The sequence below is a fragment of the Kitasatospora sp. NPDC036934 genome (assembly GCF_055608425.1).
Genome location: NZ_JBVJQR010000038.1, coordinates 33,985 through 59,990 on the forward strand (window position 1 = coordinate 33,985; position 26,006 = coordinate 59,990).

The following is a 26,006-nucleotide window of genomic DNA, read 5'->3' on the forward strand; positions in this document are numbered from 1 at the left end:
GGCTCACTGCGCCGCGAGGCGGGCCGCGACCTCCTCGGCGGGACGGCCGGCGTGGAGGCCGAGCACGTCGGCGATCAGCGCGTCGAGCGGCGGCCAGGGCAGCTCGCCGTGGTCGTTGTAGAGCACGACCAGGCCGTGCAGTGCCGTCCAGAGCAGCAACCCGTCCTGCCACTGCCGGGCGGGGGCGGACCGCTGGCCGCCGTGCTGCCGGACGGCGGCGAGGGAGGCGATGACGGAGCCCAGCAGGGCCTCGCCGGCGCCGTGGTCCTGGAGGAGGGCGGGGTCGGCGGGCATCCGGCCACCGAAGAGCGTGCGGTACTCGCCGGGGTGCTCGACACCCCAGCGCACGTAGGCGGCGCAGCGGCCGGCCAGGTCGTCGAGGGGGTCGGCGGCCGGTGCCGCGGCCTCGTCCATCAGGCGGGCGAGTTCGGCGTAGCGCAGGCGCAGCACGTGCTGGACCAGCGAGCCGAGGTCGGGGAAGTGGCTGTAGATGCTGGCGGGCGCGACCCCGACCTCGCGGGCGACCTGCCGCAGGGTCAGCGTCTCCGGCTGGTCGAGGGTGGCCAGCAGGTGGGCGGCGGCCGCGACGAGCTCGGCCCTGAGCACCTGCCCCTGCCCGCGGGGGTTGCGTCGGCGGCGCGGGGCCTCCTCACCGCCCATTCCCGGATCCTCCCTGTCGGCGACGGAAGATCACTTTACCTTTCGGCGTCGCGCGGCCGTCCCGGTCCGGCGCGGCCGCCCCGCTCCGGCGCGGCGGACCGCGGTCGAGCGCGGCGCAGTGCCGTGGAGCGCCCGGGCCGGCCTTGACAACCCTTAACCAACACCTGTTCACTCAAGTAACCAACACCTGTTCAGTTACGGAGTCGTCATGCGCATCGCAGTCCTCGGCGCGACCGGGCGGGTCGGCCGCCTGGTGGTGGAACAAGCACTCGACCGGGGCCACCAGGTCGTCGCCCTCGTCCGCAGTCCGCAGCAGTACGACCCGCCCGCGCGCGGCGGGGTCGAGGTCCGGCGGGCGGACGTGACCAGGCCGCAGGAGTTCCCGGAGCTCGGCGACGTGGACGTGCTCGTCTCCGCGCTCGGCATCAGCAAGGGCGACGGCCCGGGCACCCTGCTCGCCGGCGCCCGGCTGCTGGCGGGCCTGCCGGTCCGCACGCTCTGGCTCGGGGCGCTCGGCTCGGGCGCCTCGACCGGTGCCGGCGGCGGGATCTACCAAGGAGTGATGAGGATGTTCGTCGGCAAGGAGCTGGCGGAGAAGGGCGAGGCCGACACGATCGTGCTGGCCGGCGGCGCCACCGTCTTCCACGCGCCCGACCTGTGGGTCGGCGAGCTCAGCGCGACCCGCCGCAACGTTCCCCTGGCGCAGTACCCCAAGCCGCTGCTGCCGCCGCACGCCTCCCGCGCCACCGTCGCCGCGCTCATGCTGGACGAGGCCGAGCTGCCCACCGCCGGAGCCGGCATCCTCGTCCCGACGGCGGGCGCGTGATGGCGGGCTACATCGCGATCGAGGAGGCCATCGCGATCCCGGGCCTCGCCGAGCGCCGCCCCCCGTTCCCGGTGCCGGACGGCATGGACCCCGCCTTCGTCGCCGACGTGACCCGGCGGCTGCCCGACGTCACCGAACTGCGGCTGCCCGACATGGACGCCAACGGCATCGCCGTGCAGGTCCTGTCGCTGACCGTCCCCGGCATCGAGGCGGACCCGGACCCGGCGCGCGCGGTGGCCAACGCCCGCTACGTCAACGACTCCTCGGCCGCGATCGTCGCGGCGCACCCCGACCGGTTCGCCGCCTTCGCGGCCCTCCCGCTGCAGGACCCAGCCGCCGCGGTCGCCGAACTCCGGCGCGCGGTCGGGGAACTCGGCTTCAAGGGCGCCCTGGTCAACGACCACGTCCAGGGCAGGTACCTCGACGACCCCGCCTTCGACGCCCTCTGGACCGCCCTGGTCGAACTCGGCGTCCCGCTCTACCTGCACCCGGGCATGCCACCCGCCGACTCCTGGCACGTGCTGTCCGGGCACCCCGAGATGAACGGCGCGCTGTGGAGCTGGCAGGCGACGACAGGCGGGCACGCCATGCGGATCGTGCTCTCCGGGGTCTTCGACCGCCACCCGGAGGCCCGGATGATCCTCGGCCACGCGGGGGAGTTCCTGCCGTTCCAGCTGTCCCGGTTCGACTCCCGGTACGCCACGCTGAGCGTCCCGACGCCGCTGCTGCGCAGCCCGTCCCAGTACTTCGGCAGCAACGTGCTGGCCACCACCAGCGGCGTGCTCTCGCCGACCGCGGTCGAGGCCCTGGTGCACGTACTCGGCCCGGAGGCAGTGCTCTTCGCCGTCGACTACCCCTACGAGAAGACCGGGGCCGCAGTAGCCGCCCTGGAACGGACCACCCTCCCACCGGAGGTCAAGCACCGCATCGGCTCGGCGAACGCCCGTGCCCTGCTGCGCCTCTGACCCACGGGGCCGGCGGGTCGTGGCGCATCGCCTCGCGGGTGCGGGTGCGGGTGCGGGTGCGGGTGCCACCCGGCGATTCCGGCGACCGCGAACCGTGCCCCAGGGGGCAGGGGCACCCCACGGAATCGACGTCGGCCCGCCGCCGCGCCGGTCAGCCGGTCACCCCTGGGCGACTCGAAGCGCCCACAGGATCAGCGGTGCCTGCAACGGTAGGCGGGCGATGGCGGCGGCGCGCTGCGGTGCGGGCCGGGTGCGCCAGTCGCGAGCCATCTTCACGTTGGCGGGGAAGACCGCGGCGAACAGCGTCGCCGCACCGAGCGCGCCGGCGCGCCGGGTGCGCGGGCAGGCCACGGCCGCGCCGACCGCCAGCTCCGCCAGCCCGCTGAGGTGCGTCCAGGTCCGCGGATCGCCGGGAAGGGCGCGCGGGACGATGGCGTCGAACGAACGGGGCGCCGCGAAGTGCGCCGCTCCCGCTCCCAGCAGCAGCGCGCTGAGCAGGCGGGCGGATCGGTCGGCGGACAAGGCTTCTCCTCGGACTGTCGTCGGCCGCCGGCTCGCGGCCCGGCCATGGGCTACCGCAGGGTATCTCCCGGGACGTCACAACCCGGCGGCCCCCGCGGATGACGGAGACGGCTCGGTACGAACCGCGTCGTCCCGGCCGGCGGGGGCCCGGCCGGGACAACGGCTGGGATCAGGTGAAGTGCAGCAGCATGACCGGCGCCGTGGTGGGGTGCGCGGAGCCGCCCGCCGGTTCGACGGTCACCCCGATACCGCTCGCGCCGTCCAGAGCTCCGGTGAGCAGCAGAACGCCGTCACCCGTGGGCAGCAACCCGGCCGGGCGCATCGTTCCGGCATCGTTGAACCACAGTTCGTAGGTCGTGCCGGCGGCGGGTGCGGGCATTCCGGAGGCGAGGAACCCGGCCTGGCCGCGGCTGTGTGACCACACCACCGTGCCCACGCCGCCCCCGCCGACGGCGGCCGCACTGGCGGTGCGGGCGTCGGGCGCGGTCAGCAGCCCGGCGAAGCGGCCCTGCTGCTGCTGGAGCGCAGCAACACGGGCCCGGGCCTGCTCCGCCTCCCGTCGCTGCTGCACGGCCACACCGCCGGCGCCGACCGCCAGTGCCAGGCAGGCCGCGAGGGCGAGTTTCGCCCAGCCCTTGGCGAGCCGACCGCTACGGCGCCCCTGAGCGGGTGCGGTGCGCGGCGCGTCCTGGCGCAGAGCGGGCAGCGCCGCCATCACCCGGGCCTTGAGAGCCGGCGGCGGAAGCACGGCCTCGGTCCCGCCGAGCCGTGCCAGGGTCGCGGCGAACTCCGTGACCTCCTGGGCGCAGGCCGCACAACTGGCCAGGTGCCGTTCGAACTCGGCGCTCTCGTCCGGATCGAGGGCGTGCGCGGCGTACGCGCCGGTCAGGGTGTGCAGATCGGCGGCGCTCATGCTCCCACCCCCAGGCAGTCGCGCAGACGGATCAGTGCGTCGCGCATACGGGTCTTGATCGTGCCCAGCGGTGCGCCGAGGACCTCGGCGACCTGCGGGTAGGTGTAACCGCGGTAGTAGGCCAGTGTCAACGCCTCGCGCTGCAGCTCGGTGAGCGACTTCATGCACCTGCGGACCTGTTCGCGCTCGAGCCGGCCTTCCACCTGTTCGGCGACCTCGTCGAACGCCGGAGTGTGGGACGCCGCGGCCGCGCGCTGGTCGCGGTCGGCGGCGGCCTGAGCGGAGCGCACGCGGTCCACCGCTCGACGGTGGGCGATGGTCAGCACCCAGGGCATCACCTCACCGCGATCGGCCCGGTAGCGGGCGGCGGTGCGCCACACCTCCAGCAGCACCTCCTGCGCGACTTCCTCGGACTGCGCCGGGTCGCGCAGGACCCGGCGCACCAGGCCGAGCACCGGCGCGGCGACGGAGTCGTAGAGCCGGGAGAAGGCCTCCCGGTCGCCGCGGGCCACCTGGGTGAGGAGATCCTTCAAGTCAGGGCCCGGCCGCCCGGGACCGGACAGGTGGACGACGGCGCTCATCCCGCCACGCCGGCGATACGGCGGGCGGGCGGGGAGCCCAGCGGGCGGACGGCGGACATCACATGCCTCCATGGCCATGACCGGAGCGGCGCCCCAGCGAAGTGGACGAAGCTGGCTGACACATCGTGTTCGGAGCGCGCGGGGGGCCGGATTGGTCCCGCCCGCTGCCCGGTCCCGCCGGGCCCGGCGCCCGTCGTGCCGAACAGTGACGACACCGCCCGGATCACCGTGAACGCCGGCGGGCTGCTCAACGGTGTTCCGTACGTCATGCACATTCACATCAAGAGCAGCGGCGAGTGCCCCGCCGCCGACGCCGCCACCTTCCACCACGGCCATCGGGCCGTCAGCACCGCCGACGGCCTGCCCGCCCACGGTCCGATCGGCACCTCCCTGACCACCGGAGGAGACACCGGCCCGGCCCTGTGCGGTCCTCCCGACCGACCGTCAGAACCGGTGCCCGTCCGCACCGGCGGCGCACGGGCACCGGCACGCGGTGCCGCCGGGCTGCACAGCGGCACCGCTCGACCTCCGGCGCCACCCGGCCGGGCTCGTGACACCCGAGCGCAGGCGGGCTGCCTCCCGGGCGGAGAGCCCGTCGAAGGTCCGGGCACCGATGCGCTCGCGAATGCGATCGACTTCGTGCGGCACCCGGCCCGAGGGGAACGACCTTGACGGCGTCGAACCCTCACTCCCCACGTCTTCGGACCGGTCGGCCACGGTCGGCCGGAGGGTGGCGGCCTGCCGGGTGCAGTCCGGCCCGGCGCCTTTGTGCGGCACATCGACATCCGCCGAACCGCCACCCATCCGGGACCGCAGGTGTGCCGAATGCGGGGTGTGAGCAACGATGCAACCCAGCCCCCCGGACGTTCCGGCGCCGGCCCGGATCGGCTGATGCGGGCCGGCGCGGCCGCCGCGACCGGGTGGGCCGCAGCCGCAGCCGCGCTGGGTGCCGGGGAACTGGTCGCCGTCTTCACCGGTCCGGACACCGCGCCGGTCATCGCGGTCGGCTCCGCAGCCATCGACCTGACGCCTACTCCGCTCAAGGAGTACGCCGTCCGCACGTTCGGCACCGACGACAAACCGGTGCTGCTCGGCGGGATCTACCTGACGATGGTCCTGCTCGCCACGCTCGCCGGCCTGCTGGCAGGACGCCGCCCGCTCCTCGGCGCGGGCGTTTTCCCAGCCTTCGGCCTCCTCGGTGCCTGGGCCGCCCTCTCCCGTCCCGCCTCCGGCCCCGCGGACGCCGCGCCCGCCCTGGTCGCTGGCCTGGCAGGCGCCTTCGCCGTGCACACCCTCGCGCACCTGCTGCGATCCGCCCACACGGCGGCGACGCATCCGGCCGCAGCCGGTGAGGCACCGGAGCAGGACCCGGGGGCTGGAGAGCAGGCCGCCGAGCCGAGGGGCACGAGCCGACGAGCCGTCCTGGTCGCCACCGGCGGGACGATCGCCTTCGGAGCCCTCGCCGGTGTCGTCGGCCGCAGGCTGTCCGATGACCGGTACGACATCGGCGCCATCCGGGCCGCCGTCCGCATCCCCCCGGCTGCCCAGCCACTGCCACCGCTGCCCACCGCGGTCCACCCGCACGCGCCGGGCCTGTCCCCGTTCGTCACCCCCAACGCGGACTTCTACCGCGTCGACACCGCCCTCACCCTGCCCCGTATCGACCCCCGGCGCTGGACCCTGCGCATCCGGGGCCTGGTCGACCACCCCCTTCTGATCACCTTCGACGACCTGCTGCGCGAACCGCTGGAGGAGCTGGACCACACGCTGTCCTGCGTGTCCAACGAGGTGGGCGGCCCCTACGTCGGCACCACGCGCTGGCTCGGCGCCTCCCTGCCCGCCCTGCTGCGCCGAGCCGGCGTGCGCCCCGGCGCGGACCAGCTCGTCGGACGCTCCCAGGACGGCATGACCATCGGCACTCCACTGGAATCCGTGCTCGACGGACGCCGCGCACTGCTCGCCGTCGCGATGAACGGCGAAGCGCTTCCCGTCGCCCACGGCTTCCCCTGCCGCAGCGTCATCCCCGGCTTCTACGGCTACACCTCCGCCACCAAGTGGCTCGTCGACCTGGACGTCACCACCTTCGCCGCCTACGACCCGTACTGGGTCCGCCGCGGCTGGGACCGCACCGGCACCGTGCGCACCGCCTCACGCATCGAGATTCCGGCGCCGTTCGCCCGCGTCGCGGCCGGGGACGTCACCCTGGCCGGCACCGCGTGGGCGACCCACCGCGGTATCGCCGCTGTCGAGGTCCGCGTCGACGGCGGCCCCTGGCAGGAGACGCTGCTCGCCGCCGACGCCGGACCCGATCTGTGGCGGCAGTGGTCCCACACCTGGACCGGGGCCGCCCCCGGTACCCACCGCATCGAGGTCCGCGCCACCGACGCCACCGGCGCCGCCCAGACCGAGAACCGCGCCGCCCCCTACCCGGCGGGCGCCACCGGCTGGCACAGCACCGTCGTCACCGTCACCTGAACCCCCCTCACCCACCCCCAACGCCGGGCAAAGCGCCCGGCACGGCCCGCCCACGAGGGCGGCCGGCTCACCTCACAAGGAGATCCCTTCCCATGTCCGTCATCACCCGCCGCCGCAACACCGTCGCCGCGCTCCTCACCGCCACCGCGCTCGCGGTCAGCCTGGCCGCCTGCAGCAGCAGCGGCTCCACGACGTCCTCCGCTTCCAAGGCCCCCGCGACCTCCGCGTCCGCCGCGACCTCCGCGTCCGCCGGCGACGGCGCGGCTTCCGGCGCCGCCGTGAGCGACCAGCCGTTCGGCACCGCCTGCGCCGCCGTGCCCAAGGACGGCGCGGGCTCCTTCGCGGGCATGGCCAAGGACCCTGTCGCCACCGCCGCCTCCAACAACCCGCTGCTGTCCACCCTGGTGACCGCCGTCAAGCAGGCAGGCCTCGTCGACACCCTCAACTCCGCGCAGAACATCACCGTCTTCGCGCCCACCAACGACGCCTTCGCCAAGATCCCGAAGAAGGACCTCGACGCCGTCCTCGCCGACAAGGACAAGCTCACCAAGATCCTCACCTACCACGTCGTCCCCCAGCGCCTGGCCCCCACCGCCCTCACCGGCGCCCACAGGACACTTGAGACCAGCGACCTCACCGTCACCGGCACCGCCCCCGACTTCACCGTCAACTCCAACGCCAAGGTGCTGTGCGGCAACGTCCAGACCGCCAACGCCACCGTGTACATCGTCGACACCGTCCTGATGCCCACCAGCTGACCCGCACCGCCCCGCGCCACGCCGGGGCACGCCCCTGGGCGAGCCCCGGTCGCTCGCGCGACCCCCTGACCGGGGAGCAGGCCGCCGCTCCGGCCCCAGCGCAGGACGAGGACGAGGTACGGGGGACCATCGGCGAGGCACTCGCCGACTACTTCAACGGCGGCCCCTACGGCGGCTTTGGACCGGACGACTTCGATTGGGACGAGAACGACTTCGACGTCAGCTGAACAAGGGGGTTGCGGTCGGGTAGCCGGATCACGTTGCCGTGACCCGGCTACCCGACCGCAGGGAGCCCCGTGTCCGCTGAACGCCTGCGCACCGCCGCCCACTACCTCCTGCCCGTGCCGTGCGGCCCCGCCGGTTGCCACCACGAACCCGCCCTGTTTACGGGTGGTACTTCTCGGCGACGGTCTGGGCGACGCCCAACGAGGAGTCCAAGGTGACGCGGACGGTGACGGCGCCGGTCTTCGCGGCCGTCTCCAACTGGTCGGCGGTGCACTTCGTGGTGCCGTAGCCCTGGCTGTCCATGGTCACGTGGCTGCCGTCGGGGGAGCAGATCGCGGCTGCGCCGAGGACCTTGGTGGCGTTGCTGACCATGAACGCCTGATCGGTGCCGCCGTTGTCGGGCTTGACCGTCAGCTTGCCGGGCGCGAGGTAGCTCAACTTGCCCACGAGCGTCTGCTGGTGGCCGTCGTCGGACCCGCCGCTGCCACCGGAGGTCGAGGAGGACCCCTGACCGCTCGTCACGGGCGCGGTGGCGGTGGGCTTGCCGCTGGCGTGCGCGGAACTCGTGGCAACCGGCGCGCTGGTGGCGGAGGGTGTGTCCGAGGAGGCCACGTCTTCAGGTCCGCACGCCGTCAGCGCCAGCCCCGCGACGACGAGCACCGCAGCAGAAAGTCCCCAACGAGCATTCTTGACACGCATGTTGTTCCTCTTTCACTCTCGATGCCGTCTCACCGGAACGGTGGCGGTGCGGGCGGCCCCGCCCCTTCCCGAGGCGGCCTCCCGCTGACACGGCGATCCTCGCACCGGCCGTCCGCACACGTCAGCGCCTGTTACAGGCCCGTGGCGCAACCCGCACACGCCATGACAATCCATACAGGGGCGTCGCCGTCGAGCCGACCCGCACCGGCCCGGCAGCCCCAGGGCAGTCCCGCGCATCGCCACGGCACGTGGGCTTCCGCCTTCGCCCATTGCTGCACTGTGAGGTCCTCACGGATCCGACATCGCTTCAGGCTTCGCGTCCTGGAGCACCATCGGTGGGGACGTGTAGACGGGACAGCGTCCCCGGGATGCAGGTGGGCGTCCCGGGACGGGCGGGGACGTGCAGCCGGTGACACGGACGGGCCCCGGACGCGACACTCTGCGTCGCGGATCCCGCACGACGTTTCCCCGAAGGAGTCCCTCCATGCGCCTGACGACCCGCCGTATCGCGAGCACCGGTGCCGCCATGGCCATAGCCGTGACCGGCCTGCTGCTGGGCGCAGGCGCCTCGCCCGCGTTCGCCGCGACGAGCTGCTACGCCAGCAGCTGCAGCGGGCTCAACCCCGCCGACACGACCTGCGCCGACGACGCCCGGACGATCCAGACCTCGTCGTTCGGCGTCGAACTGCGCTACAGCCCCTCCTGCCGGGCCGCCTGGGCCCGCCGTGCGTCCGGCATGAACGGGGTGGGCGACACCATCTCGATCTGGAACGACTCCTCTTCCTCTCCCGACTTCAACGCTCTGCACGTTCCGGCCAACGGCTCCGGGCCGTACTACACGCGCATGGTGAACGACGCCGACATCAAGTCCCGGGCATGCGACGTCGTGGACAGCTACGGCGGCGTCTCCTGCACGGACTGGTTCTGACCCCGCCCCGCCCGCGGGCACCAGGTCGAGTGGGCCCGCGGCCGGGCGATCGGCATGCTGGACGACCGCGCCGGGCCGTTCGCCGTCGGTTGGTCGGTTGGTCGGTTGGTCGGCCTGGGCGCCGGACCCGGCCCGGCCGCCGGCGACCCGTGTGCCCCCGTCACGTCACGCCGGCCGCTGCGCCCCGCGGCACGATGCCGCGGGGCGCAGCCGCACACCGGTGTCCTTCCTGTCGGGCGATCGGTGCCGGCTGCCCGTGCCGGGCACGCGGTCTAGTTCACGCCCGCGGTGAACTCGTCGTACAGCCGCTTGGCCGTCGGCGAGCCGAGCAGGCGCTCCAGGTCCGCCCGGGCGATCCGTCGGCGGAACTCGCCCTCGTACGAGGTGTCCCCGGCGTTGTGCATCATCTCGGTGAGCCAGACCGCGAAGGCCTGGTAGTTCCAGACGTGGCGCAGGCAGGTCCGCGAGTAGTCGGCGAGCGCGGCCGGGTCGCCGTCCCGGTAGCGGCGGATGACGGCGCGGGCGAACACCTCGGTGTCGTGGAGGGCCAGGTTGATGCCCTTCGCGCTCATCGGCGGGACGATGTGCACCGCGTCCCCGAGCAGGTGCAGCCGGCCGTACTGCATGGGGCTGTACACCACGCTCCGCAGCGGCAGGAGCCGCTTGTCGACGATCGGGCCGGGCGTGACGGGCGAGCCGACACGGGCCGCCAGCTCGCTCCAGATGCGCTCGTCGGGCCACTGCGCGAGGGTGTCCTCGACCGGACACTGGAGGTAGAGCCGCCCGGCGTGCGGGCCGCGGGGGATCAGCCCGGCCAGGCCGCGCGGGTGTATCGCCATGGTGGCGGGATCGGCCGGGGCATCGACCAGGACGCTCAGCCAGGCGTACGGGAACTCGTGGCAGTGGCGGGTGAGGACCCCGGCGGGCACGGACGCCCGGCTGACCCCGTGGTGGCCGTCGCAGCCCGCCACGTAGTCGCAGTCGATGGACCGCGTGCCCGACCCGTCCCGGTAGTAGACGCCGGGGCGCTCGCCGTCGAGGCCTTCGAGCCGGACGTCGGCCGCCTCGAACCGGAGGTCGCCGCCGGCGTCCAGGAACGCCCGGATGAGGTTTCGGACCAGGACCTGCTGCGGGCAGAAGGCGATGTCGTCGGCGTCGTCCCCGCCGGACACGAGCGACACCTCCTGCCCGTCGACCCGAAAGCCCATCAGCTTCGGGGAGAAGGAGCTCTCCACCACCCCGTCGAGCCCCCACTCCCGGTACATGCGCACCCCGCGGGCGTCGACCGTGCCGGCCCGTTGCCGCCGCTCGACGTACGCCCGGCCGTGCTTCTCCAGAACGACGCAGCCGATGCCGTTGCGCACCAGGAGGTTGCCGAGGGTGAGTCCGGCGACCCCGGCCCCCACGATGACGACGTCGGTGCTCCCAGCTGTGTCCACCATGTGTCCGTCTCCCTCTCGCTAGGCCCTGTGGACACCACTGTGCGCCGGCCGCGGGCCTGCCCCAACCGGCAGACGGCCAGCGGATACCGGAAACCCGCCAAGCCCGGCGGAGGCGGTACAGACGCCGGGTACGGGTGCCACGGGCGGTGCGGGCCCACCCGAAGGCCGGGCCGAGCGGCTACGGCACGCCACCGCGCAGTTCGGCCTGGTAGCGGCCCGGGGTCTGTCCGACGATCCCGGTGAACGCCTCGATGAAGCTCGACGGGTTGGACCACCCGCACTCCATCGCGGTGTCGGTGACGGAGAGGCCGCCGCTGAGGTGGACCAGGGCGTGGTGGATGCGCAGAACGGTGCGCCAGCGGTGGAAGCTCATACCGAGATCGGTGTGGAACAGGCGGCTCAGGGTCCGTTCGCCCGCCCCCACCGTGCGCCCCAGCGAGGCCAGGGTCGCGGGCAGGCCGGGGTCGGCGCGCAGGAGGTCGGTGACGGCCCGCAGCCGGCCGTCGCGCGGCTCGGGCAGGTGCAGGGCCGGTTCGGTGGCCTCGGCAAGTTCGTCGATCACCACGGTGAGAAGCCGCCGGTCGGCGCCAGGACGCAGTCGCGGCCGGTCGGTCAGGGCCAGCAGCGCCTCCCGCAGCAGCGGGCTCACCCCGAAGACGGCGGGGCGGGCGGCGAGTTCACCGCACAGGTCGACGGGGACGTCGAGCACGCGGACGTCGGTGCGGCCGTGGAACCGGTGCGAGTGGTCGAACCCGGGCGGGGTCCACGTGACCCGGTTCGCCGGCGCGATCCAGGTCCCGAGCCCGGTCGTGGTGCTGAACGCTCCCGCGGCGGCGTACACGAGCTGGCCGTGGGTGTGGGAGTGGGCGTCGAGGTGGTAGCCGTGCGGGACCCAGGCCGCAGAGCGGGGCGACTGCGCCGAGGGCTCGGCCGGCTCGGTGGGCTCGGTGGGCGCCGGCGTGGGTGGGGCGGGCGGGACGGGTCGGCGGGTTTCCGGCATCGGCCACCAGCGTACCGGCGGCGGCCGGCGCGGACGTCGACGAGGACTGAGCGGACGCGTCCCTCGGGCACCGGGCACCTCTCCCCGCCGGGCAACGGGTCGGGGGGCAAGGAGCTCGCCTCCCCGCAGGGAGACGAGCTCATCGGTCGGGCTATCCGTCGTGTGCTTCGAGCTCGGACCTCGGCGTCGGTCGGGGGACCGCCCACGACGCCAGGAGCGCCAAATTGTCAGCGGTCGGCGTGCCCGCCGCTGCGGTGTAGACGGTGAGGTGCAGGCCGGGTTCGGCGGGTAGTTCCAGGGACTCGACGTCCAAGTCGAGCCGGCCCACGACCGGGTGGTTCACCCGCTTGCGTCCGGACCGGTGCAGCCGCACGTCCTGAGATGCCCACCGCTGCCGGAACAGCTCACTGCGCGTTGACAGTTCGCCGACGAGGGCGATCAGTTCCTCGTCGTGCGGGTTGCGGCCGGCTTCCATGCGTAGCTTCGCGGCCGCGTCACCGGCAACGTGGTTGTAGTCGACGAAGAAGTCGCTGGCCGCCGCGGAGTCCAGATAGACGAACCGCGCCGTGTTCGCCGGCCGTCGCGGGTCGGCGAGCACCGGCGAGAACAGCGCGCGGGCGAGTTGATTCGTGGCGAGCACGTCATAACGGCCGTTACAGATCCAGGCCGGCGCATCGGAGATCGCATCGAGAACCTGCTGCAGTGCCGAGCGCACCGTCAAGGCCGACCTGCGCCGGCGTGGGCCGCTGGGCGCCCCGGATCGGCGCGCGAGGTGGAACAGGTGGTCGTGCTCGGCCTCGTCGAGTTGCAGGGCAGAGGCCAATGCGTCGAGCACGCCGTCGGAGGCACCCGCGAGGCTGCCGCGCTCCATGCGCACGTAGTAGTCGACCGACACCCCCGCCAGTAGCGCCACCTCCTCGCGGCGCAGCCCTTTCACCCGACGGTTGCCGCCGTAAGCGGGCAGGCCCGCCTGCTCGGGTGCGATGCGGGCGCGACGCGAGCTGAGAAACTCCCGAATCTCGGTGCGTGGATCCATCGTGGCCATTCCCTCACCGTAAGCCCGTCCCGCAGCTCAGGGGGTACCCGTTGCGGTCGTCGCGATGCCGCCGTCCACCGGGATGACGGTGCCCGTGAGGTAGGACCCGGCCCGGCTGGCGAGGAACACGGCGATACCCGCCATGTCGTCGTCGCGGCCGAGCCGGCGCAGAGGGGCCGCCGCCGCGATCGTGTCGCCGATGGCATCGAGCGTGGACGCCGTCATCTGTGAGGGGAACACTCCCGGTGCTACCGCGTTCACCGTGACGTGCTGGGGGCCCAGCTCTCTGGCAAGCACCCGGGTGAGTTGATGGAGTGCCGCTTTGCTGCTTGCGTACGAGTAGTTGGGCGACTCGGCGACGTGGATGGCGGCGATACTGCCGATGTTGATGATCCGCGCGGGATCATCGGCGGTGCCCGCCCTGCGAAGTGCAGGAAGAAGCGCCTGCACCAGCCAGAACGGCGACTTGAGGTTGAGGTCGATCACTGTGTCCCAGGCCTCGTCCGGGAACGTCGCCAGCGGCTCGCGCCACATCGCCCCCGCGTTGTTGACAAGGATGTCCAGGCGTTCCGCGTCGGCCTTGACAAGATCAGCGAGGCGCTGACATTCGTCGTGCCTGGACAGGTCGGCGGGAATTGCCCGAACGTCGCCGAATCCGGACAGTAGACGCTGTGCCTCCGCGCACGCGTCCGCCTTGCGTGAGCTGATGACGACGCGGGCGCCCGCCTGGAGAAGGCCGCGCGCTATCATCATCCCAATGCCCTTGGTGCCGCCAGTGACAAGGGCACACTTCCCACTCAGATCGAAAAGTCCTGTGCGAGTGGTGAATTGGGCGTTCGCCATTGATCTCCGTCCCTTCTGCCGTGCAACCGTGCGCCGACACGGCCGCACTCCGGCGCAGCTGATGTGACTGACGGGGTAAGCCGCAGTGCGTGTCCAGGGAGTTTCGTCGGCGCTTTCGACTCGACTCGACCAGGTTGACAGGCGTTTTCGACGTCTGGGAGACCCTGGTGATACAGGCACTGTCAGAACCCCCCTGCCTGTGCGCCGAGTCGGGATCCGCCGGCTTGATGCCCGTGGACGGCGCGCTGCGGGCCGCCTGGGACGCGGCTCCGTTGCCGCATCAGCGCAGTAGGGTCTGTGCATGCTCTTGTGGATCAACGGCCCTTTCGGCGGTGGCAAGACGCAGACCGCGCACGAGATCCAACGGCGGCTTGCTGGCAGTGTCATCTGCGACCCCGAGCACGTAGGTTTCGGTCTTCATCGGATGACGCCCCCGCCACTGCGCGGGGACTTCCAGGACCTTCCCGCTTGGCGGCAGGGTGTTTACGAGGTGCTGGACCGTGCTCTCGCCGAGCACGACGGCGTGGTGATCGCGCCGATGACGGTCGTGGAGCCGGCGTACTTCCGCGAGACCGTCGGTCGGCTGCGGGAGCGTGGCCATGACGTCCGGCACTTCGCGTTGCTGGCCGAGCGCGGGACGGTGCTGCAACGGCTGCGCGAGCGTGGCTTCGGACACGCCGTGCAGTTCGTCGCCGGGAAAGACGCTCCTTTGCGCCGGGAAAGCTTCGCCCTGTCGAAACTCGACGTGTGTCTGGAGCGCCTGCGCGAGGCCGAGTTCGCCGAGCACCTGTGGACCGACCGCCTCACGATTCCGCAGGTCGCCGACCGCATCGCCGCCTCTTCGGGACTGACGCTCGCCCCGAACACCGAAAGCGCACTACGAGGGCGCCTCCGCCGGGCCTGGACAGGGGCCAAGCACATCCGGTTCGACTGAGCCACCGCCTTCCGCACCGTCGGTCTCGGGTGACTTCGAGCTGCCGGCGGTGAAATGGGCGGGGGCCGTCGCCCAGGAGCGCATCGCACGCCGCCCCCAGTAGTGCCAGCCGGCCATGATCCGGCTGGACGGTCAGGCGAGCGCGTCCTTCTCCAGCCTACGATCGTCAGATGAGTGTCTTCTCCCCGGGGTTCCTGCATCACGTCCGGGTCGAGCCGGGCCCTGAGGCCGGCGGCTACCCGTTCGACCTGCCCGTGGTTGCCCGCCTCGCCGGGTCGGGGCGGATCGAGTTCGCGCCCGGGGTGACGTTCCTGGTCGGCGACAACGGCTCGGGCAAGTCCACCCTTATCGAGGCGATCGCCACGGCCGCCGGATTCAACGCCGAGGGTGGGTCGAAGTCGTTCCGCTTCGCCACCCGCTCCAGCGAGTCCGTCCTGGGGGAGCACCTGGTGCTGAGCTGGAACCGGCGCCCGCGCACCGGGTACTTCCTGCGGGCGGAGAGCTTCTACAACGTCGCCACCGAGATCGAACGCCTGGACCGCGAAGGTCCGACCCCGCTGCTGCCCGCCTACGGAGGCCGCTCCCCGCACGAACGCTCCCACGGCCAGTCGTTCCTGGACCTCGCGCTCCACCGTTTCGGGCCGAACGGTCTCTACGTCCTCGACGAGCCGGAGGCGGCGCTCTCCGTGCAGGGCTGCCTGGCCCTGATGGTCAGGATGCGCGAACTCCTCACCCAGGGAAGCCAGTTCGTGATCGCGACGCACTCGCCCATTTTGCTTGCCCTCCCCGGCGCCCGGATCCTGCAGCTCGAAGCCGACGGCACCATCGAGCAGGTGGGATACGACCAAGCCGAACCCGTCGCGCTGACCCGCGCCTTCGTGAACCGGCCCGAGCGCTTCCTGCGCGACCTGTTCGGCGAGGACGAACCGCGCCCCAGCCGGCCCTGACCCGGAAACGGGCCAAGAACACCGGCACGGCCTGGTCCGGGGGCGTTGTTCATCCTTGACGTACGGTCGTCGGTCCTGAGCCGACGGGGTCGGTCCAGGCGGCCACGAATGCGCCGTTTTCGGCCCTGCCCGGTCCGCCCGGGCCGGGATCCGCGGAGTGGGCCGGGGTGCCGGGTTCCTGCCGGGGACGGGGGCCGGGGGCGCGTCCACCGCGAGCTGGTCGGCGGCCCGCTCGGCGGCCTCCTGCTGGACGTCACCGGCTGGAACGCCGGGCAGCTCGCCGATGGCGCCGCGCTGGTCACCGAGATCGGCGCGTACGGCGCGGGTGGCCGAGCCCACGACGAACCCCGCCCGGCGGACCCGCGCCGCTGGGACCGGGCGTGGGCTGTCGCGTGCTGTGACGTGGGCGGATACCCCTCATCCGGTGTGTGGTCCGGGCGCGACCGGTGGGTGTGACAGGGTGCCGGGCGGGCCGCAGGCGCTGCTCGGGACGGCGTCCGCCCTGGTGCCGTCGACCGCCGCTGCCGCCGGGTGCCGGGAGTCCTGGCTGTCGTCCGGGGCCGCCGGGCGGCGGCGGTCGTCGGGGCCGGCCCTCCCGGCGCTCCCGTCCTGGTGGCGGTTCCGGGTGTGTCAGCGCGGTGGGCGTTCGTGCCGGTGGCGGGTGAGGCGTTCCCGGAGTCGGTTCACGCCCGTCAGGATGGGGTGGAGGAACGGGACGGCCGCGGCCAGCAGCAGTTGGGCGGTCGCCGCGATCGGTAGGTGCAGGAGAAACAGCCCGTAGGCGCAGGCCAAGGGCAGCACCAGGGACGCCACCGACACGGCGCGGACGGTCCGTCTCAGCCCCGGTGTGATCCCGTGGCCTCCCTTGTCGGCGGCCCACTGTTTGATTCCGAGGGCGAAGGCGGTGATGACCAGTGCCGTCGCCTCCACGGTGGTCAGGACGACGGCCACGAGAACGTCGACTATCCACGTTGGCATCCGGTCATCCTCGCGCCGATCCCCGGCTTCGTCTTGAGTACGGGTACTCAAGTCCTGGTCGGCCGCCAATCTTCGCCACGGGCATGCGCTGGGCGGACAGCACCATCTGGGCCCGCCGCCAGGTCACCACCGACCCGGTGCCCCGACGGTCACCGGGGCTGGCCGGTCTGTGGCTTCAGTCGTTTCGAACTGTGTTCGTCGGCCGAACCCGCGTTCACCTGACGCAACGAGGGAACCGGTGGGCGGGGTCCTCGGCTGCCGGGGTCAGACGAGCTGACCTCGGCTGACAGCGCGGGGCTCGTTCGGATGACGAGTGCGATCCCAGGGGTGCCGGCCCGGTCGTGTACTGGGGCTGGACGGCCCCGCCCGGCCCCTGCCACGCTGACCGCACCGACCACCCAGCCAGAGGGGAACCAGGCGGTGGCCGACGAACCGCTCAGCGCGTGGACCGCACACCGCACCAGGCGTCTTCGCCGAGTCGGAGCGCGACGAGTCGTCACCACAGCCGCCGCGCACAGGGACCCCACCGCCCCTCGGCTGCTCCAGGAGCTGGGACGGGCACGCCCGGGTGGCGATCGTCCTCCCCGAACTGCCGCCGTCATCCTGAGAGGTGTGCTTCGGGCTCGATTCTGCTGGACGGCCTCGCCGAGCGGTGTCGGCGTCCGAGCGGCACCTTCGCCCGGTCACCTTGGCTCCGGATGATCAAGCTGAGACGGTCACGGCGTGCTCGGCCTGCTGGGCAGCAGCGATGCAATTCGGCCCAGAGTTCGCTCAACTACCCGCCGCGCGCCCAGTCGTCGTTCCAGCCGGTACCCCGGCGCTCCTTCTCAAGCTTCTTGTGGGCGGCCCTTACGCCCGGCGACACGCCGCGGTACTTCGTCTTGTCCTCGTGGTATTCGCGTGCGGCGGCCACCTCCATCTCAGGGGTGGCGTTGGGGTGCGCGCGTCGGTAGGCCGCGAGCCAGGCATTGAACTCGGAGTACGAATGCTCGCCCGTGGGCGTGGGCGTGGGCGTGGACGTGGGCGTGGGCGTCGGCGGTGACGGTGCTATCCCGCCAGCGCCCAAGTCGCCGACGGACGCGCTCGCCCCGGCCGGCCGTCCAGGCGCGGTGCCGAATGGGCTCTTCGGTCGGTGGAGCGTCGCGACGACCAGCACCAGGAGGAAGAGGACAGCCGGCGCCAGCAACAGGCCCAGCACGATCCACCCGACCACAGAGCCACCTCACTTTTCTCGGCCCGGTCATACCCGCTCAGCACGCGCTCAGTCCGCGGAGCCGAGGCGGCGCAGGGTATCGTGGGCAGCCATGTCGCTGCGTGGCCCGTGCTCGCACTCGATGCTGGTGAACTGCCGTCCGACGGCACCCCGTTCCGCCGGATCGAGATGGATTTCGGCGGTGCCGACACCGCCTGGTTCGAATCCCGTTCGGCGGGGAGGTGAAGAGCTGCCCGGCGGACAAGGGGCCGCGGCCGGTCTACCTGGTGGTGGACCCTGCCTGGGGGAGGTGTCCGCGGTGCTGCTGCAGTACGGCGACACCCGCCCGGTGAAGGTGGACCGGGAGTCGGGCGGTTGGCGGGTGGCGACTGTCTGTGGCCTGCTCACGCTGCACGGACGCGAGCTCGACACGGGGAAGGACGCGGTGCGGCCGCTGGCCGGCCGGGCGCTGGGCGTGTTGCGCCGGCGGCCGCCCACGTCGGAGCTCTGGGACTGACAGCGTCCGCTCCTCGGCCCCGGTGGGGGCTCCGGGCACCGGGCTGGGCGGCTGTCGCGCGGTAACGGCCGGCGGGCCGACGGCGGCCGGGGGACGACCGCCGAATCCGGTCGGGGGTTTCCCCCCGGTGAAGACGGCGGTCCGCCCCAGCGCGCGGCAGGCCCCGCCCCGTGAAGATCAACTCACCGAACGCCGCAGGCAGCGGCAGTCCGTCGAGTCGAGGAGTGATCACAACGATGGCAGGCACCAAGGGGATCGGGCGGCGTGGACTGCTGACGGCGGTGGTGGCCGCTGCGGCCGCACTGGTCCCGGTAGCGGCGGTCGCCTCGCCGGTGACGTCCGGTGCGACCACCGCGGCCGCGGACCCGGTCGCGTCGCAGCGTTCCGCCGTGGTGCGCGCGCTGGATGGCGTCGCCCAGCCGTTGCGGACGACCGAACCGGGCGGCCGCACCACCGACCTGCGCGCCCTGGGCGCGATGATCGGCGATGCCAAGGTGGTCGGTCTGGGCGAGGCCACCCACGGTTCGCACGAGTTCTTCGCGATGAAGCAGCGGCTGTTCCGCTACCTCGTCGAGGAGAAGGGCTTCACCGCCTTCGCCCTGGAGACGAGCTGGAGCAGCGGCCTGCAGATCGACGAGTACGTCCAGGGCGGGCCCGGCGACGCGCGGCAACTCGTCAAGGACGCCCTGGGCGGAAGCCCGTGGGACCGCGAGGAGTTCGCCGACCTGATCGCCTGGATGAGGGAGTACAACCGGAGCCACCCGCAGAACCCGGTCCACTTCGTGGGCGACGATCTCGGCTTGCCGAGACTCGGCGACCGGATCTTCGAACAGGTCACCTCGTACGTGCGCGGGGCCCGCCCCGACATCCTCCCTCAGCTCGACGGCCTCTACGCGGGCCTGCGGCCGCTCGACGACGTCCTCGCCTACCTGAAGAAGCCGCTCGCCGAACGCCGGGAGAACGGCGCCAAGGCACAACAGGCGCTCGACCTGGTCACCGCGAGCGGCGCCGGCGCCGGCGCCGCCGACGACGCCCACGCGTGGGCGGTGCAGCACGCCCGGAACATCGCCGAGACCTTCGCCTTCGCGACCCTGGACATGTCCGACCGGGCCTCGGTCTCCGCCGCCGAGCAGCTGCGCGACCGGGCGATGGCGGACAACACCGCATGGTGGCAGCGCCACACGGGCGGCAAGGTGCTGCTATCCGCGCACAACGGGCACGTCGGTTACCTGGCCACCGACACCTTCCTGTACCCCGAGCCGCAGGGCTCGCGGCTGCGCGCCACCTACGGCCGCGACTACGCGGCGATCGGCTTCACCTTTGACAGCGGCTCCTTCCTCACCAACGACGCCGTCCTGACAGACGACTGGAAGACCGTCACGGTGCCGTCGGCCACGCCGGACATGAACGAGTACACCCTCGACCGGGTCCGCTACCGGGACTACTACGTCGACCTGCGCACCGCCCCCCGGGCGGCCCGCGACTGGCTGGACACCTCCCGCCCCACCTACGAGGCGGGCTCGACCTACGTCAGCGACCCGAAGCCGCAACTCGCGCTCGGCCGGGCCTACGACGTCCTGGTTCACCTGCACCAGGTCAGCCAGGCACGGAAGTTCTGACCCCGCGGTCCACCGGGGCGCGTCCGTCCGGTGCTGCCGGAGCCCCCGCCGGCGCGCGCACCGGACGGGCCGGAGCGGATCTGGGCGAAGGCGGTGGCCGGCGCCGCCCGCACCCGGGCGGCCTGGGACGCGGCCGGGACCGCCGCAGCACGCGCCCGCATCACCTCCTCCGGTCACCGGCTCGTCCTCAAGAGCCGCAGCGACCGCCTCCAGCAGCTGGCCCACCTCGGCCCGCACGAAGAAGTCGTCGCGGAAGCAGCCGCCGTGCTCGGACCCGCCCTTGCGGACTTCACATCCACGGGTCCCGCGCCTCGCGCCGCCTACGCCTGCCGCCGCTCCCACTGCTCCTTCGTGATCTCGTACCGCACGCCCCCGTGCTCGGAACCCTCGACCGCCATCATGTCGTCCGGCGTGGGGATGTTCTCCGCGAGCGTCATCCCGAGCTTCTCCATGACGTTGCGCGAAGGGCGGTTCACGGTCATCGTCTCGGCCCAGACCATGCGGATGCCGAGCTCGGCGAACCCCTTCGCCAGCAGCGCCCGCGAGACCTCGGTGGCGTAGCCCCGGCCCCAGGCCGCCTGGCGCAGGCGGTAGCCGAGTTCGGCCTCCTCATGCGGGCCGCTGCGCAGCGGACGCAGGCAGAACCAGCCGACGAACGCGCCGCCGTCCTTCTCGTGCGCGGCGAACAGGCCGAGGTCGTGATCCCAGCGCTCGTAGCCGGCGAGGATGCTGGGGATGGCGAGGTCGCGGACCTCCTCCGGCGGGGTCGGAGCGCCGCCGGTCAGGTAGCGCATCACCGCCGGGTCGCTGTCCAGCTCGATCAGCAGGTCCGCGTCGGTGGCGGCGAAGTGGCGCAGGGTCAGGCGCTCGGATTCGAGGTAGGTGGTCACGTGAGGATCATGGCCGAGACGGTTTGACGGTCCAAGGCGTTTTCCGGGCCGCGTCCGTAACCGGGTGGGTGGGGTGCTGGAGGAACAGCAGCATGGCACGGCCGCCTTCACGTCACGGCCGAGGACCCGCCTCTATCGCTCCCCAAGTCGTTCGTGGGTGTGGTGGCGAGGCCAGGTGGTGAGGAGGTCACCGGCCAGGGGTGGGAGGCGGGACAGGTCGCGCGCGGGGGCGGTGCGGTCGAGGAAGGTGTGGACGTTTGCTGTTCGGGCCCGGGGGTGGAGCGGCCCGCGGCGGCGCCGCTGGCGGGGGGTCGGGCGGATGGTTCGGACGGCGTCGGCAGGTGGCGGCCGGGAAATCCGCTTTCGGCCGCCGGGAGTGCGGTGATAGACAGCCGTAGTGCAGAAGAATCTTGAAATCCCCGACCTGCTGCGACTGATCGACGATCGGGCGACGGCCTTCCGGGCCGCGATCGCCGCCGCGCCCAGCCTGGACGTTCAGGTGCCGACCTGTCCCGAGTGGACGCTGTTCGATCTGGCGCGGCACCTGGGCTCGGGGCGCCCGTTCTGGGCCGCCGTCGTCGAGGCCGGCCCGGCCGACGCCCCGCCGGCCGAGGCCGTGGCGGCGCGCAACGAGGCGCAGGCGCCCCGGGAGCGCGAGGCGTTGGTGGCCTGGCTGGCCGCGTCGACGCAGGAGCTGCTGGACACCCTGCGGGAGGCCGGCCCGGACGCCGAGTGCTGGACGTGGTGGGGCGCCTCGCAGTCGCCGCGGACCAGCGGTGCCGTCGCCCGGCACCAGCTTCAGGAGATCGCGATGCACACCTATGACGCCCAGCTCACCGTGGGCGCCGCGCAGCCGCTGCCGGCGGAGGTGGCGCTGGACGGCGTCGAGGACTTCCTGTTCACCTGCTGCGCGTGGTCGGGCGTCTGGCCGCACGAGCCGGCCGTCGTCGACTACCACGCCACCGAGGGCCGTTCCTGGCGCTTCACGGTCGAGGCGGACGGCGCCCGCGCCGTCCGCCTCCCGGCTGCCGGCGAGGGCGAGGCCCAGGCCCCGGCCGACGCCTCCGCCCGGGGCACGGCCGGTGAGCTGGTCCTGTGGTTCTACGGACGCACCCCGCTGGACTCGGTGAAGATCGACGGCGATCGGGGCGTCTTCGAGCGACTCTTCGCCTGGGACCCGAACGCGTAACGGGTGGTCGACGACGCGGCGCCCGGTCGCGTCGTCGGTTCATCCGACCATGCCCCGGGCCGAGCGTCGGCGTGCCGCTACCGTCCCGGCATGGTTGAGAGCAGGCGTTTCGCGTCCTTCGAGGAGTCCTGGCCCTCCTACGTGGCGATGCACTCCAAGGCCGCCACCAGGCGGGTGCACCTGGTGGCGCCCTCACCGGGCTCGCGGTGGGCGTCCGTGGCCCGGCGCGCGCGGCCTGAAGCGCCGACTGGTGGCCCTTCCGCTGATCGGGTACGGCACGGCCTGGCCGGCGCACTCCTCGCCGAGGGGAACAACCCGGCCACCTCGGTCACCCGGGCTGGTCCCTGCGCGGGGACGCGCGGATGTGCCCTTCGGCAGCCGTTCACCGCGCCAGAGCGGTAAGTTGACGGCCGCCAACTGTGGGGAGAACCATCGACATGACCATCGATCAGGCCGCCCTCGGCAACGCGGTGAAGACGGTCGTCGCCGCCGCGCACGCCGACGACCCGGCCGCGCTGTACCGGGCCGTGATGCCGCCAGCGGGTACGGACACACCTCCGGCCGAGGCCGCGGCCTGGTTCGGGACGCTCCTGATCCGCCTGGCGCTCGCCGCCGCGGCCTCCTCGGGGCTGGAACGGGGCTGCCCCCGGGAGACCGTCTCGGAGTGGATCAAGGAGGTGCTGGGCCCGCCGCCCAGCCCGGCGCTGGTGCGCGCCGCGGACCCCGGCCGCATCGACCACGTCGAGGCCGTGAGCGCCGCGGCGGACTACTCCCGGTGCCACGAGTACGCCGTCGACCTGATCCGGCTGGGCCTGGCCGAGCCGGACGAGGCACCGGACGAGCGAGGCGTCGATGCCCACTGCGCGGTGACGAACGACAAGAGGACCAGGATCACCGTGATGGCGATGCTCGGCCGCCTCATCCGCGGTCCGGGCGAGCGAGGTTGACGACGCTCCGCTCCGCCGGGACCACCCCGGAAGCCGGGCGGTCGCACCCGGCCCGACGGACGTTCGGATCGCCGTCCGGCGGTGTCAGCGGACGAAGATCCGGTGGGGGGTGTCCGGGGTGGCGGGCTGGTTGCGGTCCAGGTGGACGCCCGGGTACGTCTTGCCGGCGCTGCGGCCGGGCACCCCGTCAGGCCACGCGGCAGGCGGACACGGGGCGGCACGGCAGGGCCGCACCGGCGCCGGTCGGGAGCGGACGAACGCCCTTGAGCGGACGTGGTGTCGGTGCTTCACTTTGCGGATGATCAGCGAGACGGAGATGACTGACCTGTTCGGCGCCGTGCTCAGCAGACACCGGGTCGACACCCGGGCGCGGTGGCAGAACGCCGTGTGGGCGCTGGTGCTGGCCGTGCCCACCGGCTGGCTCGGGGTGTGGGCGTTCGGCATGGACGACGGCCGCTCGGGCGGCGGCCGGGCGATCGGCCTGGTCATCGGTCTGTCCCTGGGGGCGCTGTACGTCGCCGTGACGCAGGCGTGGCGCGCGGTGCGGGGCGGAGCCGGAGAGTACTTCGAGGTCCGCGAACGCGGAATCGTCCACGGCTCGCGGCGTGGCGCGGTGGGCTGGGAGTGGAGCCAGGTCGTGTCGATCACGATGCCCGGCACCACCAGGATCCACGGCCTCGCCCGCCGGCTGGGCAACGACTACCGCTGCCGCCTCGCCCTCGCCGACGGCGCGCGCCTGCGCATCGACGGGCACGCCTCCGGGGCTCCCGGCCTGGGCCGCGCGGTGGTGGAGCACAGCCCCCGCGCGCGGCGGCTGGAAGGGGACGAGTGGCAGGAGCGGGCGGGCGGCTGGTTCCTGGCCGGGGCGGCGCTGTTCCTGGTGGTGGGCGCCTCGATGGTCACCTATCTCGCGAACAACGCGGACACCACCCGCCGGATCACCGACGCGAACGGGATGGTCAGGGAGGAGACCGTGCAGGGCGTCGGCGACGGCGTGATCATGGCGGTCGGGCTGGGCCTGCCGGTGTGCGCGGTCGGCGCGATCACGTGCATCGTCTGTACGTGCGCCACCTGCGGTACCGCCCGCGCTGATCCGGCCGTCACCCGGCACCACCCCGGCCTGCCCGCGCTGATCCGGCCGTCACCCGGCACCACCCCGGCCTGCCCGCGCCCCGGAGGACGCCGCCGGCTGCTCGACGCCGTCGCGCGGATCGTGATGGCGCACACCCTGCCGGCGGACACGGTGCCCGGCCTCGGCGCGCTGCTGTGGACCGGTCGGTCGTGGGCTGAGACAGTGCCAGATCGCCGTGATCGCGCTGCGCGGTGCGATCGGGGCCGGGCTGGCTGCCGCGGGTGCCGGCCTGGGCGTGGGTGGCGGCGTTCATGGCGCTGTTCGCCGGGACGGACCCGGCGGGTGTGCGGCACTTCGGCGAGCCGAGTTCCGGTTCGCCGGGGGTGAACGGTGTGCCGGCCCTTGACGGTGGTTCGGGCCGCCATGAGACTCCCCTTCTGACATGCTCACACCCGATCGACTGTTGGACGACGGCCCTTGCGGGCCGGTTCGAAAGCGTCTGCCCCGCGGTGGCCGAGGGTCACGCCCTGAAGTGTTGCCGGCGCTTCCGCAGGGCCGATCCGGTGTTCAGTGCGCGAACGCGGACGAGAGGAATCCACCGCATGCACCGCTCAGTCCTTCCGCGCTCGGCTCCGGGGCGCGGGCCGTCACGGGCCGTGGCGCTGTTCGCCGTTCTCGCCCTGGCGTTCGCCGGGCTGTTCGGCCTCACGTCCGCGTCCGCGTCCGAGGCCTCGGCGTCCGGCGACTACACCCAGAGCGCCACCGTGCTCGGCGCCTCTCAGGTGCGGATCGCGTTCACACCGACGACGCCGGCGCTCTACGTCGACGTGCACTACCTGGTCAACGGCGCGGGCCAGCAGAATTTCCGGATGACGAACGAGGCGGGCACCTGGACCCGGACCGTCGGCTCGCTCTCCGCCGGCACGGTGGTCGAGTACTGGTTCACCTACGAGAAGAACGGCCCGCAGTACGACACCCCGCACTTCGGCTACACGCAGGGCGGTGGCGGCGGCCCGGGCCGGGTCGCCACACCGGTGTTCAGTCCGGCCGGCGGCTCGTTCCCGAGTACGCAGTCGGTCACCATCACGGACGCGACGGCGGGCTCGACGATCCGCTACACCGTCGACGGCTCCGTCCCGACGGCCTCGTCGGCCCGCTACACCGGGCCGATCACCGTCGCCGCCACGACGACCGTACGGGCCGTCGCGTTCGCCTCCGGCTTGACCGACTCGGCGACGGCGGCGGCCGCCTTCACCATCGGCGGCTCGACGGGTGAGTGTCCGACCCAGTCCGACACCCCGGACTTCGGCCCCGACGTGCACGTCTTCGACCCGGGCATGTCCAACGCCGCCATCCAGGCGCAGCTCGACGCCCAGTTCGCCCGGATGAAGGACACCAACACCGCGCAGTTCTCCGAGGACCGGGTGGCCGACCTGTTCAAACCCGGCGTGTACAACGTGGAGGACAACGTCGGGTTCTACACCTCGGTCGCGGGCCTGGGGCTCAACCCGGACGACGTGACCATCAACGGCCATGTCACGGTCGACGCGTTCAACGCCTCGGACGCGGGCAACGCGACGCAGAACTTCTGGCGCTCGGCGGAGAACCTGGCCATCAACCCGGCCGGCGGCAACCGCTGGGCCGTGGCGCAGGCGGCGCCGTTGCGGCGCGTCGACGTCCGGGGTGACCTTCAGCTCTACCCGGCCAGCCACGGGTGGGCGAGCGGCGGCTACCTCGCCGACAGCAAGGTGACGGGATGCTCCTATGGCTGTCAAGCCGCAGGGGCGAGGTCGGTTTGAGTGATTTGTGTGGTGGGTGTGCTGGTCAGGGCGCGGTAGACCTCGCGGG

General features: G+C 72.8%; 27 protein-coding genes and 2 pseudogenes. 16 read left to right on the plus strand and 13 right to left on the minus strand.

Features of this window, described 5'->3' with window-relative positions:
- Window positions 1-3 precede the first annotated feature (3 nt).
- Complete coding sequence (locus ACZ7BZ_RS34745; RefSeq protein ID WP_470361832.1) at window positions 4-660, minus strand: TetR-like C-terminal domain-containing protein; 657 nt, start codon at window positions 658-660, stop codon at window positions 4-6.
- A gap of 208 nt (window positions 661-868) precedes the next feature.
- On the opposite strand from ACZ7BZ_RS34745, the gene ACZ7BZ_RS34750 reads away from it, so the two are divergent.
- Window positions 869-1,486, plus strand: coding sequence for an NAD(P)-dependent oxidoreductase (locus ACZ7BZ_RS34750; protein ID WP_380458098.1), 618 nt, complete (start codon window positions 869-871; stop codon window positions 1,484-1,486).
- Window positions 1,486-2,451, plus strand: a complete 966-nt coding sequence (locus ACZ7BZ_RS34755) for an amidohydrolase family protein (protein WP_470361833.1) — start codon at window positions 1,486-1,488, stop codon at window positions 2,449-2,451. Before ACZ7BZ_RS34750 ends, ACZ7BZ_RS34755 begins: the two co-directional genes overlap by 1 nt.
- 159 nt (window positions 2,452-2,610) lie before the next feature.
- Here ACZ7BZ_RS34755 and ACZ7BZ_RS34760 read toward each other — a convergent pair whose 3' ends face one another.
- The 3 genes from ACZ7BZ_RS34760 to ACZ7BZ_RS34770 all read right to left on the minus strand — a co-directional run bounded on the left by ACZ7BZ_RS34760 (window position 2,611) and on the right by ACZ7BZ_RS34770 (window position 4,467).
- Entirely contained in the window at window positions 2,611-2,973 is a 363-nt protein-coding gene (locus ACZ7BZ_RS34760; protein WP_470361834.1) for a DoxX family protein, read from the minus strand.
- Window positions 2,974-3,142: 169 nt separating this feature from the next.
- Window positions 3,143-3,886, minus strand: a complete 744-nt coding sequence (locus ACZ7BZ_RS34765; protein ID WP_470361835.1) for an anti-sigma factor — start codon at window positions 3,884-3,886, stop codon at window positions 3,143-3,145.
- Entirely contained in the window at window positions 3,883-4,467 is a 585-nt protein-coding gene (locus ACZ7BZ_RS34770; protein ID WP_470361836.1) for a sigma-70 family RNA polymerase sigma factor, read from the minus strand. The genes ACZ7BZ_RS34765 and ACZ7BZ_RS34770 overlap by 4 nt, the downstream gene beginning before the upstream one ends.
- 834 nt (window positions 4,468-5,301) lie before the next feature.
- Here ACZ7BZ_RS34770 and ACZ7BZ_RS34775 point away from each other — a divergent pair.
- Window positions 5,302-6,942, plus strand: coding sequence for a molybdopterin-dependent oxidoreductase (locus tag ACZ7BZ_RS34775; protein ID WP_470361837.1), 1,641 nt, complete (start codon window positions 5,302-5,304; stop codon window positions 6,940-6,942).
- A gap of 92 nt (window positions 6,943-7,034) precedes the next feature.
- Window positions 7,035-7,700 (plus strand): fasciclin domain-containing protein, encoded by a 666-nt coding sequence (locus ACZ7BZ_RS34780; RefSeq protein WP_470361838.1) that lies wholly within the window; start codon window positions 7,035-7,037, stop codon window positions 7,698-7,700.
- 384 nt (window positions 7,701-8,084) lie between these two features.
- Here ACZ7BZ_RS34780 and ACZ7BZ_RS34785 read toward each other — a convergent pair whose 3' ends face one another.
- On the minus strand, window positions 8,085-8,537 hold the full coding sequence (locus ACZ7BZ_RS34785) for a hypothetical protein (protein ID WP_470361839.1): 453 nt from the start codon (window positions 8,535-8,537) through the stop codon (window positions 8,085-8,087).
- Window positions 8,538-9,108: 571 nt separating this feature from the next.
- Between ACZ7BZ_RS34785 and ACZ7BZ_RS34790 the strand changes: the two genes are divergently transcribed.
- Window positions 9,109-9,552, plus strand: coding sequence for a DUF2690 domain-containing protein (locus ACZ7BZ_RS34790; protein ID WP_470361840.1), 444 nt, complete (start codon window positions 9,109-9,111; stop codon window positions 9,550-9,552).
- Between the two features lie 272 nt (window positions 9,553-9,824).
- On the opposite strand, the gene ACZ7BZ_RS34795 is transcribed toward ACZ7BZ_RS34790, so the two are convergent.
- The 4 genes from ACZ7BZ_RS34795 to ACZ7BZ_RS34810 all read right to left on the minus strand — a co-directional run bounded on the left by ACZ7BZ_RS34795 (window position 9,825) and on the right by ACZ7BZ_RS34810 (window position 13,873).
- A complete protein-coding gene (locus ACZ7BZ_RS34795) occupies window positions 9,825-10,994 on the minus strand; it encodes a 4-hydroxybenzoate 3-monooxygenase (RefSeq protein ID WP_470361841.1) in 1,170 nt (389 codons plus the stop codon).
- A gap of 178 nt (window positions 10,995-11,172) precedes the next feature.
- Window positions 11,173-11,994: an AraC family transcriptional regulator gene (locus ACZ7BZ_RS34800; RefSeq protein WP_470361842.1), complete on the minus strand. Its 822-nt coding sequence runs from the start codon at window positions 11,992-11,994 to the stop codon at window positions 11,173-11,175.
- Between the two features lie 151 nt (window positions 11,995-12,145).
- Window positions 12,146-13,039 (minus strand): helix-turn-helix transcriptional regulator, encoded by an 894-nt coding sequence (locus ACZ7BZ_RS34805; protein WP_470361843.1) that lies wholly within the window; start codon window positions 13,037-13,039, stop codon window positions 12,146-12,148.
- A gap of 27 nt (window positions 13,040-13,066) precedes the next feature.
- Window positions 13,067-13,873 (minus strand): SDR family oxidoreductase, encoded by an 807-nt coding sequence (locus tag ACZ7BZ_RS34810; RefSeq protein ID WP_470361844.1) that lies wholly within the window; start codon window positions 13,871-13,873, stop codon window positions 13,067-13,069.
- A gap of 301 nt (window positions 13,874-14,174) precedes the next feature.
- On the opposite strand from ACZ7BZ_RS34810, the gene ACZ7BZ_RS34815 reads away from it, so the two are divergent.
- The 3 genes from ACZ7BZ_RS34815 (at window position 14,175) to ACZ7BZ_RS34825 (ending at window position 16,210) form a co-directional block, all read left to right on the plus strand.
- Complete coding sequence (locus ACZ7BZ_RS34815; RefSeq protein WP_470361845.1) at window positions 14,175-14,807, plus strand: AAA family ATPase; 633 nt, start codon at window positions 14,175-14,177, stop codon at window positions 14,805-14,807.
- 170 nt (window positions 14,808-14,977) lie between these two features.
- Window positions 14,978-15,754 carry an AAA family ATPase gene (locus ACZ7BZ_RS34820; protein WP_470361846.1) on the plus strand — a complete coding sequence of 259 codons (777 nt, stop codon included), beginning with the start codon at window positions 14,978-14,980 and terminating at the stop codon, window positions 15,752-15,754.
- Between the two features lie 108 nt (window positions 15,755-15,862).
- Complete coding sequence (locus tag ACZ7BZ_RS34825) at window positions 15,863-16,210, plus strand: hypothetical protein (protein WP_470361847.1); 348 nt, start codon at window positions 15,863-15,865, stop codon at window positions 16,208-16,210.
- 174 nt (window positions 16,211-16,384) lie between these two features.
- Here the strand turns inward: ACZ7BZ_RS34825 and ACZ7BZ_RS34830 are convergent, their stop codons facing one another.
- Window positions 16,385-16,732 carry a hypothetical protein gene (locus tag ACZ7BZ_RS34830; RefSeq protein WP_470361848.1) on the minus strand — a complete coding sequence of 116 codons (348 nt, stop codon included), beginning with the start codon at window positions 16,730-16,732 and terminating at the stop codon, window positions 16,385-16,387.
- 67 nt (window positions 16,733-16,799) lie between these two features.
- Window positions 16,800-16,880, minus strand: a pseudogene (locus tag ACZ7BZ_RS34835) (helix-turn-helix domain-containing protein); the annotation flags it as partial.
- A 158-nt stretch (window positions 16,881-17,038) separates the two neighbouring features.
- Here ACZ7BZ_RS34835 and ACZ7BZ_RS34840 point away from each other — a divergent pair.
- Window positions 17,039-17,434, plus strand: coding sequence for a DUF6087 family protein (locus tag ACZ7BZ_RS34840; protein ID WP_470361849.1), 396 nt, complete (start codon window positions 17,039-17,041; stop codon window positions 17,432-17,434).
- Between the two features lie 73 nt (window positions 17,435-17,507).
- On the opposite strand, the gene ACZ7BZ_RS34845 is transcribed toward ACZ7BZ_RS34840, so the two are convergent.
- Window positions 17,508-17,945: a hypothetical protein gene (locus ACZ7BZ_RS34845; RefSeq protein WP_470361850.1), complete on the minus strand. Its 438-nt coding sequence runs from the start codon at window positions 17,943-17,945 to the stop codon at window positions 17,508-17,510.
- Window positions 17,946-18,243: 298 nt separating this feature from the next.
- Between ACZ7BZ_RS34845 and ACZ7BZ_RS34850 the strand changes: the two genes are divergently transcribed.
- Window positions 18,244-18,441, plus strand: coding sequence for a hypothetical protein (locus tag ACZ7BZ_RS34850; RefSeq protein ID WP_470361851.1), 198 nt, complete (start codon window positions 18,244-18,246; stop codon window positions 18,439-18,441).
- Between the two features lie 236 nt (window positions 18,442-18,677).
- Window positions 18,678-20,060 (plus strand): erythromycin esterase family protein, encoded by a 1,383-nt coding sequence (locus ACZ7BZ_RS34855; protein ID WP_470361852.1) that lies wholly within the window; start codon window positions 18,678-18,680, stop codon window positions 20,058-20,060.
- 320 nt (window positions 20,061-20,380) lie between these two features.
- On the opposite strand, the gene ACZ7BZ_RS34860 is transcribed toward ACZ7BZ_RS34855, so the two are convergent.
- On the minus strand, window positions 20,381-20,950 hold the full coding sequence (locus tag ACZ7BZ_RS34860) for a GNAT family N-acetyltransferase (RefSeq protein WP_470361853.1): 570 nt from the start codon (window positions 20,948-20,950) through the stop codon (window positions 20,381-20,383).
- Between the two features lie 397 nt (window positions 20,951-21,347).
- On the opposite strand from ACZ7BZ_RS34860, the gene ACZ7BZ_RS34865 reads away from it, so the two are divergent.
- From ACZ7BZ_RS34865 to ACZ7BZ_RS34885, 5 genes and pseudogenes are all read left to right on the plus strand, one after another.
- A complete protein-coding gene (locus ACZ7BZ_RS34865) occupies window positions 21,348-22,139 on the plus strand; it encodes a maleylpyruvate isomerase family mycothiol-dependent enzyme (protein ID WP_470361854.1) in 792 nt (263 codons plus the stop codon).
- A gap of 90 nt (window positions 22,140-22,229) precedes the next feature.
- Window positions 22,230-22,546: pseudogene (locus ACZ7BZ_RS34870) on the plus strand (Mpo1-like protein).
- A 30-nt stretch (window positions 22,547-22,576) separates the two neighbouring features.
- Window positions 22,577-23,086, plus strand: coding sequence for a hypothetical protein (locus ACZ7BZ_RS34875; RefSeq protein ID WP_470361855.1), 510 nt, complete (start codon window positions 22,577-22,579; stop codon window positions 23,084-23,086).
- Window positions 23,087-23,384: 298 nt separating this feature from the next.
- Window positions 23,385-24,545 carry a hypothetical protein gene (locus ACZ7BZ_RS34880; RefSeq protein WP_470361856.1) on the plus strand — a complete coding sequence of 387 codons (1,161 nt, stop codon included), beginning with the start codon at window positions 23,385-23,387 and terminating at the stop codon, window positions 24,543-24,545.
- A gap of 215 nt (window positions 24,546-24,760) precedes the next feature.
- Window positions 24,761-25,957: a chitobiase/beta-hexosaminidase C-terminal domain-containing protein gene (locus tag ACZ7BZ_RS34885; protein ID WP_470361857.1), complete on the plus strand. Its 1,197-nt coding sequence runs from the start codon at window positions 24,761-24,763 to the stop codon at window positions 25,955-25,957.
- Window positions 25,958-26,006 lie beyond the last annotated feature (49 nt).

Bases quoted from the DNA above. Each gene is read 5' to 3' on its own strand.
- ACZ7BZ_RS34745 (WP_470361832.1), bottom strand. From the start codon at position 660: ATGGGCGGTGAGGAGGCCCCGCGCCGCCGACGCAACCCCCGCGGGCAG.
- ACZ7BZ_RS34750 (WP_380458098.1), top strand. From the start codon at position 869: ATGCGCATCGCAGTCCTCGGCGCGACCGGGCGGGTCGGCCGCCTGGTG.
- ACZ7BZ_RS34755 (WP_470361833.1), top strand. From the start codon at position 1,486: ATGGCGGGCTACATCGCGATCGAGGAGGCCATCGCGATCCCGGGCCTC.
- ACZ7BZ_RS34765 (WP_470361835.1), bottom strand. From the start codon at position 3,886: ATGAGCGCCGCCGATCTGCACACCCTGACCGGCGCGTACGCCGCGCAC.
- ACZ7BZ_RS34770 (WP_470361836.1), bottom strand. From the start codon at position 4,467: ATGAGCGCCGTCGTCCACCTGTCCGGTCCCGGGCGGCCGGGCCCTGAC.
- ACZ7BZ_RS34780 (WP_470361838.1), top strand. From the start codon at position 7,035: ATGTCCGTCATCACCCGCCGCCGCAACACCGTCGCCGCGCTCCTCACC.
- ACZ7BZ_RS34790 (WP_470361840.1), top strand. From the start codon at position 9,109: ATGCGCCTGACGACCCGCCGTATCGCGAGCACCGGTGCCGCCATGGCC.
- ACZ7BZ_RS34795 (WP_470361841.1), bottom strand. From the start codon at position 10,994: ATGGTGGACACAGCTGGGAGCACCGACGTCGTCATCGTGGGGGCCGGG.
- ACZ7BZ_RS34800 (WP_470361842.1), bottom strand. From the start codon at position 11,994: ATGCCGGAAACCCGCCGACCCGTCCCGCCCGCCCCACCCACGCCGGCG.
- ACZ7BZ_RS34805 (WP_470361843.1), bottom strand. From the start codon at position 13,039: ATGGCCACGATGGATCCACGCACCGAGATTCGGGAGTTTCTCAGCTCG.
- ACZ7BZ_RS34810 (WP_470361844.1), bottom strand. From the start codon at position 13,873: ATGGCGAACGCCCAATTCACCACTCGCACAGGACTTTTCGATCTGAGT.
- ACZ7BZ_RS34815 (WP_470361845.1), top strand. From the start codon at position 14,175: ATGCTCTTGTGGATCAACGGCCCTTTCGGCGGTGGCAAGACGCAGACC.
- ACZ7BZ_RS34820 (WP_470361846.1), top strand. From the start codon at position 14,978: ATGAGTGTCTTCTCCCCGGGGTTCCTGCATCACGTCCGGGTCGAGCCG.
- ACZ7BZ_RS34825 (WP_470361847.1), top strand. From the start codon at position 15,863: ATGCGCCGTTTTCGGCCCTGCCCGGTCCGCCCGGGCCGGGATCCGCGG.
- ACZ7BZ_RS34830 (WP_470361848.1), bottom strand. From the start codon at position 16,732: ATGCCAACGTGGATAGTCGACGTTCTCGTGGCCGTCGTCCTGACCACC.
- ACZ7BZ_RS34840 (WP_470361849.1), top strand. From the start codon at position 17,039: ATGACGAGTGCGATCCCAGGGGTGCCGGCCCGGTCGTGTACTGGGGCT.
- ACZ7BZ_RS34855 (WP_470361852.1), top strand. From the start codon at position 18,678: ATGGCAGGCACCAAGGGGATCGGGCGGCGTGGACTGCTGACGGCGGTG.
- ACZ7BZ_RS34875 (WP_470361855.1), top strand. From the start codon at position 22,577: ATGACCATCGATCAGGCCGCCCTCGGCAACGCGGTGAAGACGGTCGTC.
- ACZ7BZ_RS34880 (WP_470361856.1), top strand. From the start codon at position 23,385: ATGATCAGCGAGACGGAGATGACTGACCTGTTCGGCGCCGTGCTCAGC.
- ACZ7BZ_RS34885 (WP_470361857.1), top strand. From the start codon at position 24,761: ATGCACCGCTCAGTCCTTCCGCGCTCGGCTCCGGGGCGCGGGCCGTCA.